The following is a 16198-nucleotide window of genomic DNA, read 5'->3' on the forward strand; positions in this document are numbered from 1 at the left end:
GCCTACCCGGTGTAACCGGACCCTACGACCCAGGACCGGCGGACGGGCGAAGCCGCGGCCGCTCAGGCCGGTCGTTGCAGCACCAGCAGCGAACGGTCCGTCAGCCACAGCCCGTCGCCCGCCTTCACCCGCAGCCCGGTCCCCGGCGTGGGCAGCACCGGCTGGGTGGTGTCCACCACCACCTGCCACTCCTCGCCGTGCTCCTTGGGCACGGTGAACTGCAGCGACTCGCTGTGCGCGTTGAACAGCAGCAGGAACGAGTCGTCGATGATCCGCCCGCCGCGGCGGTCCGGTTCGGAGATCGCCGCGCCGTTCAGGAAGACCGTCAGTGACTTGGCGTAGCTGGTGCCCCAGTCCCGGTCGGTCATCTCGTCGCCGGACGGGGTGAACCAGGCGATGTCCGTCAGGTCGTCGTGCGTCCCGGCGACCGGGCGACCGCGGAGGAACCGGCGGCGCCGGAAGACCGGGTGGTTGCGGCGCAGCCAGACCATGCCCTGGGTGAACTCCAGCAGCTCGGACCTCTCCGGCCAGGCCACCCAGGAGAGTTCGTTGTCCTGGCAGTAGGCGTTGTTGTTGCCGAGCTGGGTGCGGCCCAGCTCGTCGCCGTGCGAGAGCATCGGCACGCCCTGCGAGAGCAGCAGGGTGGCGATGAAGTTGCGCTGCTGGCGGGCCCGCAGCCGGAGCACCTCCGGATCGTCGGTCGCGCCCTCGGCGCCGCAGTTCCAGGAGCGGTTGAACGACTCGCCGTCCCGGTTGTGCTCGCCGTTGGCCTCGTTGTGCTTCTCGTTGTAGGAGACCAGGTCGCGCAGGGTGAAACCGTCGTGGCAGGTCACGAAGTTGATGGAGGCGAGCGGGCGGCGGCCGTCGTCCTGGTAGAGGTCGGCGGAGCCGGTCAGTCGGGAGCCGAACTCGGCGAGCGTGGCGTTCTCGCCACGCCACAGGTCGCGCACGGTGTCCCGGTACATGCCGTTCCACTCCGTCCACAGCGGGGGGAAGTTGCCGACCTGGTAGCCGCCCTCGCCGACGTCCCACGGTTCGGCGATCAGCTTGGCCTGGGAGACGATCGGGTCCTGCTGGACCAGGTCGAAGAACGAGGAGAGCCGGTCGACCTCGTGGAACTGCCTGGCCAGGGTGGCCGCGAGGTCGAACCGGAAGCCGTCCACGTGCATCTCGGTGACCCAGTAGCGCAGCGAGTCCATGATCAGCTGCAGCACGTGCGGGCTGCGCATCAGCAGGCTGTTGCCGGTGCCGGTGGTGTCCATGTAGTACCGCTGGTCGGTGGCCAGCCGGTAGTACGAGGCGTTGTCCAGGCCGCGCATGGAGAGGGTCGGGCCCAGGTGGTTGCCCTCGGCGGTGTGGTTGTAGACCACGTCGAGGATCACCTCGATCCCGGCCGCGTGCAGCGCCTTGACCATCGACTTGAACTCCTGCACCTGCGGGCCGCGGTCGCCCACCGAGGAGTACGAGCCGTGCGGGGCGAAGAAGCCGATGGTGTTGTAGCCCCAGTAGTTGGTCAGCCCGAGGTCGCGCAGCCGGTGGTCGCGGACGAACTGGTGCACCGGCATCAGCTCGATCGCGGTGACGCCGAGCTTGGCCAGGTGCTCGATCAGCGCGGGGTGGGCGAGCGCCGCGTAGGTACCGCGGATCTCCTCGGGGATCCCGGGGTGCAGCCGGGTCAGCCCCTTCACGTGTGCCTCGTAGAGCACCGTGCGGTGGTACTCGGTGCGTGGGTGGCGGTCGTTGCCCCAGTCGAAGTACGGATTGATGACGACCGAGTGCATCGTGTGCGGGGCGGAGTCGAGGTCGTTGCGGCGCTCGGGTGCGCCGAAGTGGTAGCCGTAGACCGACTCGTCCCAGTCGATGGTGCCGCTCATCGCCTTGGCGTACGGATCCAGCAGCAGCTTGGCGCTATTGTGCCGGCGACCGCGGGCCGGATCGTAGGGGCCGTGCACCCGGAACCCGTAGCGCTGGCCGGGGTGGACACCCGGGAGGTAGGCGTGCCGGACGAAGGCGTCGGTCTCGCGCAGCTCGACGGCGGTCTCGGTGCCGTCCTCGGCGAGCAGGCAGAGCTCGATCCGGTCGGCGCTCTCGGAGAACACGGCGAAGTTGGTGCCCACCCCGTCGTAGCTGGCACCGAGGGGGTACGGCTGTCCCGGCCAGACCTGCATGAGCGTTCAACTCCCTGGAATCACGGGAGCGGCTGCCCCCTGGGACGTCGGCGCACCGCTGGGTGCGGTATGCCCGGGTGGCGCGTACCACATGTGTACACGCCACCCATCGTGACGCACGGCACAGGACCGGGGTACGCGCTGTCATGGCATCGTTGCCGCTCCGACCCCTCCACTGACGCCCTTTCAGCCGTAGTTCGCCCGAACGGGTGTCCGTCCGCCGCGACTCCGGGGCGTCGACCGGGACTCTTTCGGATGGCGTGCCGGCGCAACGGGCTGCCGGGGCGAGGGGCCGGGCAGTATCCTTGATCGTCACGCCCTCCGCGCGGGAGCGGCGCCGAGAGGTGAGGTATCGCATGGTGTTCCCCGCCGACGACTGGCCCGACGGGCTCGGCGGTGCGGCACCTGGCGGGCGGACGGAGGCCCCGACGGTCGTGCTGGGCTCGCCCGGTGGTGGCCGGCTGGTGCCCGCCCAGGCCGCCCCCGACCCGGCCGCCCCGGGCTGGAGCAGCGAACAGTGGCAGCGCGCCTACCAGCGGGTCCGGCTGACCGGCCGCGCCTACGTCTGGCTCAACCTGGTCGAACAGCGGCTGCGCTCGCTCCTGGACGACCTGCTGCGCCCGGTCTACGCCCCCGCGCACGGCGCGGACTGGGTGACCGCGGCGGCCGGCCCGGTCGGCGAGGAGTGGGTGCAACGGGCCACCGCCGTCCGCGAGGTGAGCCGCCGCAAGGGCTACCTGCTCGACCCGGCCGACGACGATCCGCTGGTCTTCCTGACGCTGCCCCAGCTGCGCGAGCTGATGGTGCAGCACTGGCCGTGCTTCGAGCCGTACCTGGACGACCGCCGGGAGATCGAGCTGGCGCTGGACGAGCTGGAGGTCGCCCGGCACGTGGTCTCCCGCAACCGCAGCCTCTCGCCGACCGTGCTGGCGCAGACCGAGCGGGCCGCCGCCCGGGTGCTCAGCCTGCTGGACGGGCGCTCGGCCACGGCGGCGGGCCTGCCGGCCGACGTGATCGAGGAGCTGGTCGCCGGCCGGTACGCGGACGTCGCCGCGGTACACGCGGACCGGGTGAGGCTGCAGCGCGACCTGCCGGTGGAGGACCTGCTGGAGGGGGCCCGGCGGCTCGACGCGCTGGGCATCGGGCTGGGCATGCTCTGCCAGAACTTCACCGGCAAGCGGCTGGTCCGGTTGGCCGCCGACGGCTGCCGGGTGCGGCTGCTCTTCCTCAACCCGGCCAGCAGCGCGGTGCGCCGGCGGGAGCGGGAGCTGGGGCTGGGGCGGGGTGAGCTGTCCCGGTCGATCGAGATGAACATCATGCACGTCCGCCGGGTCCGGGCCCGGCTGCGCGATCAGGGCGGTTTCGAGATCCGGGTGTTCGACGAGACGCCGCGGTTCACCGCCTACCTGGTGGAGGGGCCGCGGGCGGCGGGCTCGCGGCGGCGCGGCGGCGACCTCGGGGTGGTGCAGCCGTACCTGCGGCGAGCGCGCGGGATCGAGTCGCCGGCGCTGGTGCTGCGGGCGGTGCCGGGCGGGGACGGGGGGGAGGAGCCGGGGCTGCTCGAGGTCTACCGGGAGGAGTTCGAGGGAGTCTGGGCCGATTCGCGGCCGGTGAGCTGAGCGGTTCCCGCTCGTGAGCTGAGCAGTCGTACATCCGTTCGACAAGGCATGGCAAAGCCTCGGTATACCCCCGGCATGGACGCGCCCCGAGGGTGTGACTAAGGTGTGCCTAAGCTAAGCGCAGCCGGCGCTGGCCGAACGCATGCCCTTGCGATTGTTCTCAGGTGTGACCGGGTGGGCCCGGGGAGGAGTGCACTGTCCATGTTGGACGATGCTTTTCCAAGCTTTCTGATCGGGCTCAGGGAGGGTCTGGAAGCCGGTCTGATCGTCTCGATCCTGGTCGCCACCCTGGTCCGGTCCGGCCAGAAGGCCCGCCTTCCGCAGGTCTGGACCGGTGTGCTCGCCGCGATAGGCCTCGCGCTCAGCTTCGGCGCGGTGCTCACCTTCACCGCCGCCAACCTCTCCGGGACGTCCCAGGAGGCCTTCGGCGGCGCGCTGAGCATCATCGCGGTCGCCTTCGTCACCGCGATGGTCTTCTGGATGCGCCGCTCGGCCCGCAACCTCTCCTCGGAGATCCGGGAGAGGGTCACCGCCGCCCTCGGCATGGGCGGTGGGGTGCTCGTCCTGACCAGCTTCCTGGCGGTGGGCCGGGAAGGGCTGGAGACCTCGCTCTTCCTGTGGACCACCGCGCGCTCGGCCGGTGAGGCGACCGGACCGGCGATCGGCGCGGGGATCGGCCTGGTGCTGGCGGCGGGGCTCTGCTGGGGCCTGTACCGGCGGGTGCTGAAGATCAACCTGACCCGGTTCTTCACCAACACCGGCCTGGTGCTGATCGTGATCGCGGCCGGGGTGCTCAGCTACGGGCTGGGTGACCTGCAGGAGGGCGGGGTGCTGCCCGGTGGGCACGCGTACGCCTTCGACCTGAGCGGGTCGGTGGACGCCGGGTCCTGGTACGCCACGCTGGTGCAGGGCGTGTTCAACCTGACCGTCAGCATGAGCTGGCTTCAGGTCGTGGCGTACGTGCTGTACCTGGCGGTCGTGCTGCCGCTCTTCGTGATGGGGGTGCGGGCGAGCGAGCCGAAGCCGGCCGCCGAGACCACCGAGGCCGCCGCGGCGACGCCGGCCGCTGAGACTGCTGAGACCACCGAGCCCGCGCCGGCCGCCGAGGCCGCCGGGCCGTCACGCCCGCGCTGGCTGCTGCCCGCGGCCCTGGTCGCCGTCCCCGCCGTGGTGGCCGGTGTGGTGATCGCCGTCAGCGGTGACAAGCCGGCCGCCGCCGGCACGGTCACCGTCTCCGACGCCCAGTCCGACTGCGGCAAGGGCTTCACCGCCCCGCAGCCCGGCCAGCAGACCTTCCAGATGCACAACGCCGGCGGCAAGACCTCCGAGGTCTACCTGGTCAACCCCACCACCAACGCGGTCTACGGCGAGGTCGAGGGCCTGGCCCCCGGCACCACCCGCCCGCTCACCGCCACCATCGGCAACGGCGACTACGCCTGGCGCTGCGTCCCCACCGGCGGCACCGCGGTCACCTCGCAGACCGTGCACGTCACCGGGGGTCAGAGCGCCGTCCCGGCCGTCCTCCCGGTCTCCGAGGACGACCTCAACGGGCCGCTCGCCGCCTACAAGACCTATGTCCAGTCCGGCCTGGCCACGCTGCTGACGCAGACCCAGAAGCTGCAGGCCGACGTGCACGGCGGCGACCTCGACGCGGCCCGCGCCGACTGGCTCACCGCGCACCTGCAGTACTCCTCGCTGGGCGCCGCCTACGGCACCTTCGCCGACTTCGACAAGAAGATCAACGGACGGGCCGACGGCCTGCCGGACGGCGTCGACGACAAGGACTTCAGCGGCTTCCACCGCCTGGAGTACGGCCTCTGGCACAACCAGAGCGCCGCCGACCTCACCCCGGTCGCCGACCAGCTGGTCAGCGACGTGGACGGCCTAGGCAAGGCGTTCCCGAGCCAGGACTTCGACCCCACCGACCTGCCGCTGCGCACCCACGAGATCCTGGAGAACACCCTCCAGTTCGAGCTGACCGCCGACACCGACGAGGGCAGCGGCACCAACCTGGCCACCGCGCAGGCCAACCTGGCCGGTACCCAGGAGCTGCTGACGGTCCTGCAGCCGCTGATCCAGGCGCGCAGCCCGCAGCTGCTCGGCACCGTCAACGCGGACGTCAAGCGGGTGGCCGACCTGCTCGCCTCCCAGCACCACCCGGACAGCGGCTGGACCCCGGTCGAACAGCTCGACACCACGGTCCGCGCGCAGCTCAACGGCGCCACCGGCCAACTGCTCGAAGACCTCTCCCCGATCCCCGACCTTCTTGAGATCCGGAAGTCCGCCTGATGACCAGCCAGCACGAGACCATCGGGTCCTGCCCCTTCCCGCACCAGGCCCTCGCGGCCGACAAGGCCGAGGCGGCCCGGGCCGCCCTCGCCCGGCAGGCCGAGGCCGCGGGCTGCCCGGCCGGGCCCGCCCGGCGAGGCTTCCTCGGCGCCGCGCTCGGCGTCGGCGCGGCCGGCGCGGCGCTGGTCGGTGCCGGCGGTCTGGTCCTCGGCAGCGGCGACCGGGCCGCCGCGGACACCGGGACCCCGGCCAACGCGGCCATCCCGTTCGAGGGCGTCCACCAGGCCGGCGTCACCACCGCGCAGCAGACCGCCGCCGCGTTCGTCGCGTTCACCGTGATCGCGCCGGACCGCAACGCGCTGGAGGACCTCTTCCACATGCTGACCGACCGGATCCGGTTCCTCACCTCCGGTGGCACCCCGCCGGACCTGGGCGTCGGCGCGCCGCCGTCCGACAACGGGATCCTCGGCCCGACCGTGCCCAGCGACAACCTCACGGTGACCGTCGGGGTGGGCGCCTCGCTCTTCGACGGGCGGTACGGGCTGGCCAAGGCCAAGCCGGTGAAGCTCACCCCGATGCGGACCTTCCCCAACGACAACCTGCAGGCCGCCGAGCTGCACGGCGACCTGTCGCTGCAGATCTGCGCCAACAGCCAGGACACCGTGCTGCACGCGTTGCGCGACATCGCCAAGCACACCCGTGGCGCGATGCAGGTCAAGTGGCGGATCGACGGCTTCCAGAGCGCGCCGCGGCCGACCGGCGCGCAGCGCAACCTGCTGGGCTTCAAGGACGGCATAGCCAATCCGGACGTCAAGTCGTCCCGGGAGATGGACCAGCTGGTCTGGGTCCAGGGCGGCGGCGGGGAGCCGGCCTGGGCGACCGGTGGCAGCTACCAGGTCATCCGGATCATCCGGATGCTGGTCGAGTTCTGGGACCGGGTCTCGCTCGCCGAGCAGGAGCAGATGTTCGGCCGGCGCAAGGACACCGGCGCGCCGCTGGACGGCGCCAAGGAGACCGACACCCCCGACTACGCCAAGGACCCGCAGGGCAACGCGATCCCGCTGGACGCGCACATCCGCCTCGCCAACCCGCGCACCCAGCAGACCGACGACTCGCGCATCCTGCGCCGTGGCTACAACTACGACCGCGGCATCGACGGCGTCGGCAACCTCGACATGGGGCTGGCCTTCTGCTGCTACCAGCAGGACGTCCAGCGCCAGTTCGAGGCCACCCAGACCCGGCTGATCGACGAGCCGCTGGTCGACTACATCTCGCCGACCGGTGGCGGCTACTTCTTCGTCCTGCCGGGCGTCCGCGACGCGAACGACTGGCTCGGCCGCGGGATGTTCGCCGCCGCCTGACGGGGGTTCGGCACGACCCACGGGCGGTCGGGGCGGTCACGCCCCGGCCGCCCGTGGCGTTCCCGCTCCGCGCACTGTCACAGGTGGCGGCGATGATGGGCCCATGCGACGCGGCAGCTGAACAGAAGGGCGCCGGCGATGGACGGAGCAGAGCGGGCCAGAGCGATGAACCACGACACCCCCACCCCCATACCGCCCGCCCCCGTGCCCTCCGCCGGTCCCGCCTGGTGGCAGCGCGGCCTGGTCGGCTTCGACCTGGAGACCACCGGGACCGACCCCGCCGAGTCCCGGATCGTCACCGCCGCCCTGGTCGACACCCTCGGCGGCACCCCCACCCGGGCCCGGCACTGGTTGCTCGCTCCCGGCGTCCCCATACCGCCGGAGGCCCAGGCGATCCACGGCATCAGCGACGAGCAGGCGCGGGCCGGCGGTCGTCACCCGGCCGAGGCGGTCGAGGAGATCGCGGCGGCGCTGTGCGTCCGGCTCGCCCAGGGCCACCCCGTGGTGGCCTTCAACGCCCCGTTCGACCTCTCGCTGCTCGACGCCGAGCTGCGCCGGTACGGCCGGCCCGCCCTCGCCGAGCGGTTGGCCGGCCGGCTGGTGGTCCCGGTGCTGGACGCGCTGGTGATCGACCGCGCGGTGGACCGTGACCGGCCCGGCCCGCGCACCCTGCAGCACGTCTGCGAGGTGTACGGGGTCCCGCTCGCCGACGCCCACACCGCCGCCGCCGACGCGCTGGCCGCCGTCCGACTCGCCGTCGCCCTCGCCGAGCGCTACCCCCGCGAGGTCGGTGACCTCACCCTGGAGGCGCTGCACACCCACCAGATCGGCTGGTACCGCGGTTGGGCCGAATCCCGGCAGGCCAGGCTGCGCGTGACCACCCCCGACGCGGTCATCGACCCGCGCTGGCCGTTGCGCTGAAGGCCGGGGCGGTCACTCGTTGATCGCGGAGGGGGCGCTGGTGCCGGAGGCCGAGGCGCGCGCGCTGGGCGACGCGGCGGTGCTCGACGATGCCGATGCTGAAACCGATGCCGAAGCCGTCGCTGATGCTGATGCCGATGCCGATGCCGATGCCGATGCCGATGCCGATGCCGATGCCGAAGCCGTCGCTGATGCCGATGCCGAAGCCGTCGCTGATGCCGATGCCGATGCCGATGCCGATGCCGATGCCGATGTCGAAGCCGAAGCCGTCGCGGAGGCGGAGCTCGACGGGGAGGCCGAGGCAGCGGGGGAGGGGAACATCGCCGGGAGGGTGTAGACGTTGCCGGGGCTGATGACGCTGGTGATGGCCTGCCCGAAGAGGGTGGAGACCTCGTTGCCCTGGTAGCCGACGTCGGTGTTGGCGAGCACGACCAGGGAGGCGTCGGCGCTCGGGAGGTAGACGGCCAGGGTCTGGTAGCCGGGCAGCGAGCCGTTGTGGCCGACCCAGCCGTTGTCGGTGAAGACGCCGAGGCCGTAGCTGGTGCCCGGGGCGCCGGTGGACCGCTCCTGGAGGCGCTGGGACTGGGTGGCCGGGGTGAGCAGGCTGCCGGTGGCGAGGGTCTTGGCCCAGCTCTGCAGGTCGCTGAGGTTGGAGATCATCGCCCCGGCGGCCCAGGCCCAGGAGGGGTTCCAGTTGGTCGCGTCGGCGACGGTGCCGTTCGACGTCTGGTTGGTGTAGCCGTGGGCGTGCGGGGCGGGGAAGGTCGCGTCGGTCGGGAAGACCGTGTGCGACAGCTGGGCCGGCATCAGCACCTGCTGCTGGAGGTAGCTGCCGAGCGGCTGGCCGCTCGCCTTCTCGACCGCGAGACCGAGCAGGATGGTATTGGTGTTCGAGTACTGGAACCGGCTGCCCGGCGCGAATCCCGCGGGGTGCTTGAAGGAGTAGCCGAGCAGCTGCTGCGGGGTGAACTGCTGGTTCGGGTTGGCGAGCAGTGCGCGCACGAAGTCCTGGTCGGCGGTGTAGGGGTACAACCCGCTGCGCATGCCGGCGAGTTGGCGAAGGGTGATGTTGTCGCCGTTCGGCACGTCCGGGACGTACTTGGAGATCGGGTCGTCCAGGCCGACCTTGCCCGCGTCCACCAGCTTGAGCAGCGCGGTGACCGTGAAGCTCTTGGTCTCGCTGCCGATCCGCATGTTCATGTCGGTGGACATCGGGGTGTTGTTGCCGGTGTTGGCGACGCCGAAGGCCTTGGTGTAGCTGCCGTTGTTCGGGCTGGAGATGCCGACGATGACACCGGGCACGTTGGCCTGCCGGAGCACCTGCTTGATCGCGGCGTCGAGCTGCGCGCTGACCGCCGGGGTCAGCGTCACCATGCCGGAGGCGGACGCGGAGGCGGACGGGTTGGCGGCCACCGCGGAGTCGGTGGCACGGTCGGCTGCGCAGCCCGAGCCGAGCAGCAGGGTGAGGACCGCGAGGGAGGCGGCCAGGGTCCGGCGGTGGGGCGCTCGGGGGTACGGGCGCTCGACTCGGTCCGTCATGTCGGGGTGCCTCTCTCGGCGGTCGGCGGGGGATCTGGCGCCGGGGAGGCCGGGCCATGGCCAACGTAAGGTCCGGGTGGTCCGGGCGCGCGGCCGTGCGGGTGGGGACTGATCCGTTCGGGTCTGCCGGCCGGGGTCCCGGGGTCCCCGGGCCGGGGCTGGGAGGAGGGAAGGGCGGTCAGTTCTCGGGGAAGTCGAAGCTGTAGCCCTGCCCGATCATCCAGGGGAGGAGCCGGCTCACGGCGGTGACGGTCTGGCTGCGGTCGCCGCCGCCGTCGTGGAACAGCACGATCCCGCCGGGCTGGAGCTCCTGCTTGACGGTGGTGACGATGCTGTCGACGCCGGGGTCGGACCAGTCGACCGGGTCGACCGTCCAGCCGAGCGGGCGCATGCCGTGCTCCACCGCGGTCTTCACGTTGGCGGTGGTGAAGTCGCCGCCCGGGGCGCGGAACCAGGTGACGCGGGTGCCCGGGCCACCGGCCTCGATGATGGTCTCCTTGGCGTCGAGGACCTCCTGGGCCTGCTGGGCGGAGGAGAGCGTGAACATCGGCTGCGGGTGGGTGAGGGTGTGGTCGCAGAGCCGGTGGCCTTCGGCGAGGATCCGCCTGTCGATGTCCGGGTAGTTGACGATCTCCTCGCCGACCTGGCAGAAGGTCGCCTTGATGTGGTACTTCGCGAGCAGGTCGAGGATCTGGCCGGTGGCCGGCCCCGGGCCGTCGTCGAAGGTGAGCGCGACGGTCCGGCCGCCGCCGGCGGTGTGGTAGGCGACCGAGGAGTCGGGCGGTGCCGGCGGTTGCTGGGCGGGCGGGGCTGACGGGGTGTTGTCCCCGGGGGCGGGCTTGGGCCGGGCCTTCCCGGCGGCGTCGTTGCCGGGGCCGGCGCTCAGGGTGCTGCTCGGGCTCGCCTGACCGTGGGTGCGCGGGCCGCCCTGGCCGTCGCCGAGCCCGCAGGAGCAGGCCAGGGCGAGGGAGAGCAGGGCGGTGCAACCGGCGGCGGTGCGGCGGGGAAGGGGGCGGTGGGTGGTGCCACGTTCCGGCATGGCGGCGGCTCCTGACGTGCGACCAGCCGTCCGGGGTGGATGGCTGCTGTTACGACCATGAACCTGAGTGGAGCCGCTCTGATGCGCTCATCCTTTGATCATATTATCTCCATGATATGGAGAAGCTGTGCGTGGCGCCGGAGTTGAGCGCCGACCGGGGCGCCGAAACTGATTTCTGAGGCGGGCGTGTCGTGGCTCCGCGGCGGCTCGGGGCGTGCTGGGGGGAGGGGGTGGTGGGGGTTTCCTCGGGGTTTCTGTCAAGTCCGCTCCGACCTGGGTATTGAGCGGAACTCCACCCTGAGGGGGAGGAGTCTCCACCCGGAGCACGAGGTCGGTGAGGGGGTGATCGGGTCAGGATGGTGGCGGGGCAGCCGGACCGTGCCCCGGATGGCATCCCGGAGATGGGGGCACTTGCCGGTCGGCAAGTAATCTCGCGTAGGATGCCTCCACGTTCACTTACCTGCCGACCGGCTAAGGCGTGTCGCCCGCCGGTCTCCCAGCCGTCGCCCGGCATCCCGTCCCCCCAGGGCTGCGGTGAACCATGCCCAGGAGGCATCGAGCATGTTCCACCGAATCGGACAATTCGTTGTCAAGCGCGCCTGGTGGGTGATAGTCGCATGGATCGTCGCCGCCGTCGCCATCGTCGCCACCGCGCCGAAGCTGACCGCGCAGACGGACGAGAGCGCCTTCCTGCCCTCGCACTACGAGTCCATCCAGGCGTCCGACCTGCAGACGAAGGCCTTCCCGGCCAACTTCACGCCGTCGGCGATCCTGCTGTTCCAACGCAACGACGGCGGCAAGCTGGACGCCGCCGACCAGGCCGCGATGAACAAGGTGGTCCAGGGGCTGACCGCCGAGAACATCCAGTACGTCCAGACCATCGTGCCGGTCGGTGCCCGGAGCATCTCGGCGGACGGCAAGGACGCGCTGTCCATGGTGGGCTTCACCAAGGACGCCCCGAAGCAGGGCACCGGGACCACGGACACCGCCAAGAAGCTGCGTGACGACAGCAAGGCGCTGGCCAGCGGTACCGACCTCAAGGTGCAGCTGGGCGGCTCCGCCGCGCAGGCGCTCGACCAGCAGGACTCCTCCCAGCTGGCCAACGCGCTGATCGGGATCGGCACCGTGGTGATCATCTTGCTCACCCTGCTGCTGATCTTCCGCAGCCCGATCATCGCGCTGCTGCCGGTCATGTCGATCGCGGTCTTCTCGATGGTCGCCAACGGGCTGATCGGCTACGCCAGCAAGTGGTTCGGCCTGCAGGCGGACAACTCGGTCTCGGCGATCCTGATCGTCGTGCTGTTCGGTGTCGGCACCGACTACTTCCTCTTCCTGATGTTCCGCTACCGCGAGCGGCTGCGGGCCGGGGACGACCGGAAGACCGCCGTGGTCAACGCGGTCGCCCGGGTCGGCGAGGCGATCTCCTCGGCGGCCGGCGCGGTCATCGTGGCGTTCAGCGTGCTGATCCTCTCCAGCCTCGGGATGTTCAAGAGCCTCGGCCCGTCGCTGGCCATCGCGGTCTTCGTGACGGCGCTGGCCTCGGTCACCCTGGTGCCGGCGATCCTGTCGCTGATCCCGCAGAAGGTGCTGTTCTGGCCGGGCAAGGCCTGGCGGCGCGAGCCGAAGAACGCCCGCTTCGCCGCCCTGGGTGGCCTGGTGCAGCGCCGTCCGGGCGTCGTCGCCGCGGTCTCCGGCCTGCTGCTGGTGGGTCTCGCCCTCGGGGCCACCGGCTACAAGGGCACCTTCGACCTGGCCTCCGGCTCGATGCCGAAGACCAAGGAGTCCATGGTGGTCCAGACCACCATGACCAGCGCGTTCTCGGCCGGTGCGGCCGAGCCGTCCCAGGTCTTCCTGACCTCGACCAACGGCAGCCCGCTGGACAAGGCCGAACTCGCGCCGTTCGGCGCGGCGCTCGCCAAGGTCAACGGCGTCGCCCAGGTGAGCCCGCAGCCGCAGCTGAGCAAGGACGGCCTGACCGCCAACTACAGCGTGACGCTCAGGGACTCGCCCGAGTCCAACGCGGCCATCGACGTCATCGGCCCGCTGCGCTCGGTCGCGCACGCCGACGCGCCGCAGGGCACCCGTGCCTACGTGGGCGGCATCACGGCGGTGTACAAGGACATCGACACCGCGATGACGCACGACTACGAGCTGGTCTTCCCGATCGCCGCGCTGCTGATCATGCTGATCCTCGGCCTGCTGCTGCGCAGCGTCGTCGCCCCCTGGTACCTGATGGCGGCGGTCGGCCTGGGCTTCGGCGCCACGGTCGGCGCGACCACGCTGGTCTTCGTGACCTTCGGCAGCCAGACCTCCGGGCTGATGTTCATGCTGCCGATGTTCATCTACCTGTTCGTGGTGGCGATCGGCACCGACTACAACATCCTGATGATCGCCCGACTGCGGGAGGAGGCCCGGGAGGGCCACGGTCCCCGGGAGGCGGCGAGCCTGGCCCTCCGGCACGGCGGTCCGACCGTCGCCGCGGCGGGTGGCATCCTGGCGGCGACCTTCGCCACCATGCTGCTGGCCGGGAACTCGCTCTTCAGCGAGATCGGCTTCTCGGTGGCCTTCGGCATCGTGGTGTCGGCCTTCGTGATGGCGATGTTCTTCACGCCGTCGCTGACCGCGTTGCTGGGCCGCAAGGCCTGGTGGCCGGGGCACGGCGACATGGCGGGCCACGGCCACGGCGGCTCGACCGTGCTGGCCGGGAGCCGGCACAGCGAAGGTGAGCCGGAGCCGGCGGGCCTGCGCTAGTCCGGGCGGGCCGATGACGGCCGGCAGCGAGCCGGTACCGGACCGGTAGTAGTGCCATGGCCCACTCCGCCGAGCTGCGGGGTGGGCCATGGTGCGAAAATAATCCGATCGTTCTGTCGCCTGCCGTGCTACAGTCGACGTAGTTGCAGTTTTGGTTCCCATGAACGTTTGTGTGCGCCTGCTGGTACCAACCAACAGGCGCATTTGTTTTGTCCGGTGTCATCTCCGGATGGGGATCGCGGCTACTTGAGGCTCGCGAGGTGCGGGTCTCGATGCCCCAGTTTTAGAGGAGACGGTTATGGCTACCGGCACCGTGAAGTGGTTCAACAGCGAAAAGGGCTTCGGCTTCATCGAGCAGGACGGTGGCGGCGCTGACGTCTTCGCCCACTACTCGAACATCCAGGCTCAGGGCTTCCGCGAGCTGGTCGAGGGTCAGAAGGTCGAGTTCGACGTGACCCAGGGCCAGAAGGGCCCGCAGGCCGAGAACATCCGCGTCATCTGACATTTCCGGCACACTGCTGGAAGCGCGCACGACGCAGCGAAGGCCCGTACCTCACGGTGCGGGCCTTCGCCCATGCCGCCGAACGGCCGGGGCGGCGAACCCCCTCCTGGCGGCCGACCCCTCGGGTCACCCTTTGACGGTGACCGCTCAGGATGGAGCATCCGTATGACCGAACAGGCCCGCCGATCCGAGCAGTCGCGTCGGGGTGACCAGGCGCGTCGGCCCGAACAGGCCCGCCGGGGTGGTGGCCGTGGTCAGGGCCAGGCCCGCCAGGGCGGGCAGGGCAGCTCGGGCGCGCCGCAGGGCGGTCAGGGTCGCGGTCGCGGCGCCGCCCGGCCGCGGGTCACCGCGGCGCCCGCCGACTTCACGGTGGTCGTGGGCACCCCCGCCCGGCCGCCGGCCGCGAGCTTCGCCGAGCTGGAGATGCCCAAGGCGCTGCTCGCCGCGCTCACCCGGGAGGGCGTCACCGAGCCGTTCCCGATCCAGGCCGCCACCCTGCCCGACTCGCTGGCCGGACGTGACGTCCTCGGCCGCGGCCGGACCGGCTCCGGCAAGACCCTGGCGTTCGGCCTGCCGCTGCTGGCCCGCACCGCCGGCCGCCGCGCGGACGCCCGCAAGCCGCTCGCTCTGGTGCTGGTGCCCACCCGGGAACTCGCCCAGCAGGTCACCGAGGCGCTCACCCCGTACGCGACCGCCGTCAACCTGCGGATCGCCACCGTGGTCGGCGGCATGTCGATCACCCGGCAGGCCAACACGCTGCGCCGCGGCGCCGAGGTCCTGGTCGCCACGCCCGGCCGGCTCGACGACCTGATCGGCCGCCAGGACGTGCGGCTCGACGAGGTGGCCGTCACCGTCCTGGACGAGGCCGACCAGATGGCCGACATGGGCTTCCTGCCGCAGGTCAGCAAGTTGCTGGAGCAGGTGGCCGAGGGCGGCCAGCGGATGCTCTTCTCCGCCACTCTGGACCGCAACGTCGACCGGCTGGTGCAGCGCTTCCTCACCGACCCGGTCACCCACTCGGTGGACCCCTCGCAGGGCGCGGTGACCACCATGGAGCACCACGTGCTCCAGCTCGACCCGGCGGACAAGGCCTCCGCCACCGCGCACATCGCCTCCCGCGAGGGGCGCGTGATCATGTTCGTGCACACCAAGCACGGCGCGGACCGGCTGGCCAAGCAACTGCTGGCGACCGGCGTCCGGGCGGCCGCGCTGCACGGCGGCAAGTCGCAGCCGCAGCGCAACCGTACGCTGGACCAGTTCCGCGACGGTCAGGTCACGGCGTTGATCGCGACCAACGTCGCGGCGCGTGGCATCCACATTGACGGGCTCGACCTGGTTGTCAACGTTGATCCGCCGATCGACCACAAGGACTACCTGCACCGCGGTGGCCGCACGGCCCGGGCGGGCGAGTCGGGCACGGTGGTCACGCTGGTGCTGCCCGAGCAGCGGCGTGACATGACGAAGCTGATGTCGACGGCGGGCATCCGGCCGGTGACCACCAAGGTCCGTCCCGGCGACGCCGAGCTGACCCGGATCACCGGCGCGCGCACCCCGTCGGGGGTCGCGGTGACGCTGGCGCCGGCGGTGGTCGCGACTCCGGGTTCGGCCGCCGCTCCGACCGAGGGCGCGGGTACCGCGGCTGCTGGCGCCAAGCGGCGTACCGGCGGGCCGCGTTCGTCGCGTCCGAAGGACGTCGACGTGAACGGCAACCCGCGCCGGCCGCGCCCCAAGCAGCGCCTCGGCGGTGGCACCGGCGGTGGCGGCAACCCCCGTACGGCGGCCGGGTTCCTGGGTAAGTCGAGCGGCGCCGCGAAGCCGGGCAGCGGTTCGAAGAGCGGCTCCAACTACGGCACCGGACGCCAGCGCCGTCCGGCCCGCTGACACCATCGGACCGGTTCCACGCACTGGAGCAGCGGGGGGGGGGGGGGGGGGGGGGGGGGGGGGGGGGGGGGGGGGGGGGGGGGGGGGGGGGGGGGGGGGGAGGGGGGGGGGGGGGGGGGGGGGGGGGG

General features: G+C 71.6%; 10 protein-coding genes. 7 read left to right on the forward strand and 3 right to left on the reverse strand.

Features of this window, described 5'->3' with window-relative positions:
* Positions 1-62 precede the first annotated feature (62 nt).
* Positions 63-2168 (reverse strand): glycogen debranching protein GlgX, encoded by a 2106-nt coding sequence (glgX, locus tag ACZ38L_RS28320; protein ID WP_465698465.1) that lies wholly within the window; start codon positions 2166-2168, stop codon positions 63-65.
* A 356-nt stretch (positions 2169-2524) separates the two neighbouring features.
* Here glgX and ACZ38L_RS28325 point away from each other — a divergent pair, with 356 nt between their 5' ends.
* The 4 genes from ACZ38L_RS28325 (at position 2525) to ACZ38L_RS28340 (ending at position 8358) form a co-directional block, all read left to right on the forward strand.
* Positions 2525-3787, forward strand: a complete 1263-nt coding sequence (locus ACZ38L_RS28325; protein WP_465698467.1) for an SAV2148 family HEPN domain-containing protein — start codon at positions 2525-2527, stop codon at positions 3785-3787.
* A gap of 201 nt (positions 3788-3988) precedes the next feature.
* Positions 3989-6076: an iron uptake transporter permease EfeU gene (gene efeU / locus ACZ38L_RS28330; protein WP_465698469.1), complete on the forward strand. Its 2088-nt coding sequence runs from the start codon at positions 3989-3991 to the stop codon at positions 6074-6076.
* The gene (gene efeB, locus ACZ38L_RS28335) at positions 6076-7437 is read left to right on the forward strand and encodes an iron uptake transporter deferrochelatase/peroxidase subunit (protein WP_465698471.1); all 1362 of its coding nucleotides are present in this window, start codon (positions 6076-6078) and stop codon (positions 7435-7437) included. Before efeU ends, efeB begins: the two co-directional genes overlap by 1 nt.
* Before the next feature lie 138 nt (positions 7438-7575).
* Entirely contained in the window at positions 7576-8358 is a 783-nt protein-coding gene (locus ACZ38L_RS28340) for an exonuclease domain-containing protein (protein ID WP_465698473.1), read from the forward strand.
* Between the two features lie 12 nt (positions 8359-8370).
* On the opposite strand, the gene ACZ38L_RS28345 is transcribed toward ACZ38L_RS28340, so the two are convergent.
* Together ACZ38L_RS28345 and ACZ38L_RS28350 are read right to left on the reverse strand one after the other, a co-directional pair.
* A complete protein-coding gene (locus tag ACZ38L_RS28345; protein ID WP_465698475.1) occupies positions 8371-9897 on the reverse strand; it encodes a serine hydrolase domain-containing protein in 1527 nt (508 codons plus the stop codon).
* A 178-nt stretch (positions 9898-10075) separates the two neighbouring features.
* A complete protein-coding gene (locus ACZ38L_RS28350; RefSeq protein ID WP_465698477.1) occupies positions 10076-10936 on the reverse strand; it encodes a polysaccharide deacetylase family protein in 861 nt (286 codons plus the stop codon).
* Between the two features lie 561 nt (positions 10937-11497).
* On the opposite strand from ACZ38L_RS28350, the gene ACZ38L_RS28355 reads away from it, so the two are divergent.
* The 3 genes from ACZ38L_RS28355 to ACZ38L_RS28365 all read left to right on the forward strand — a co-directional run bounded on the left by ACZ38L_RS28355 (position 11498) and on the right by ACZ38L_RS28365 (position 16070).
* On the forward strand, positions 11498-13687 hold the full coding sequence (locus ACZ38L_RS28355) for an MMPL family transporter (protein ID WP_465698479.1): 2190 nt from the start codon (positions 11498-11500) through the stop codon (positions 13685-13687).
* Positions 13688-13985: 298 nt separating this feature from the next.
* Positions 13986-14189: a cold-shock protein gene (locus tag ACZ38L_RS28360; protein WP_396561433.1), complete on the forward strand. Its 204-nt coding sequence runs from the start codon at positions 13986-13988 to the stop codon at positions 14187-14189.
* Between the two features lie 165 nt (positions 14190-14354).
* Positions 14355-16070, forward strand: coding sequence for a DEAD/DEAH box helicase (locus ACZ38L_RS28365; protein ID WP_465698481.1), 1716 nt, complete (start codon positions 14355-14357; stop codon positions 16068-16070).
* Positions 16071-16198 lie beyond the last annotated feature (128 nt).

The sequence above is a fragment of the Kitasatospora sp. NPDC024654 genome (genome assembly GCF_055559155.1).

Bases quoted from the DNA above. Each gene is read 5' to 3' on its own strand.
- ACZ38L_RS28350 (WP_465698477.1), bottom strand. From the start codon at position 10,936: ATGCCGGAACGTGGCACCACCCACCGCCCCCTTCCCCGCCGCACCGCC.
- ACZ38L_RS28365 (WP_465698481.1), top strand. From the start codon at position 14,355: ATGACCGAACAGGCCCGCCGATCCGAGCAGTCGCGTCGGGGTGACCAG.
- ACZ38L_RS28345 (WP_465698475.1), bottom strand. From the start codon at position 9,897: ATGACGGACCGAGTCGAGCGCCCGTACCCCCGAGCGCCCCACCGCCGG.
- ACZ38L_RS28325 (WP_465698467.1), top strand. From the start codon at position 2,525: ATGGTGTTCCCCGCCGACGACTGGCCCGACGGGCTCGGCGGTGCGGCA.
- efeU (WP_465698469.1), top strand. From the start codon at position 3,989: ATGTTGGACGATGCTTTTCCAAGCTTTCTGATCGGGCTCAGGGAGGGT.
- glgX (WP_465698465.1), bottom strand. From the start codon at position 2,168: ATGCAGGTCTGGCCGGGACAGCCGTACCCCCTCGGTGCCAGCTACGAC.
- ACZ38L_RS28360 (WP_396561433.1), top strand. From the start codon at position 13,986: ATGGCTACCGGCACCGTGAAGTGGTTCAACAGCGAAAAGGGCTTCGGC.
- efeB (WP_465698471.1), top strand. From the start codon at position 6,076: ATGACCAGCCAGCACGAGACCATCGGGTCCTGCCCCTTCCCGCACCAG.
- ACZ38L_RS28355 (WP_465698479.1), top strand. From the start codon at position 11,498: ATGTTCCACCGAATCGGACAATTCGTTGTCAAGCGCGCCTGGTGGGTG.
- ACZ38L_RS28340 (WP_465698473.1), top strand. From the start codon at position 7,576: ATGGACGGAGCAGAGCGGGCCAGAGCGATGAACCACGACACCCCCACC.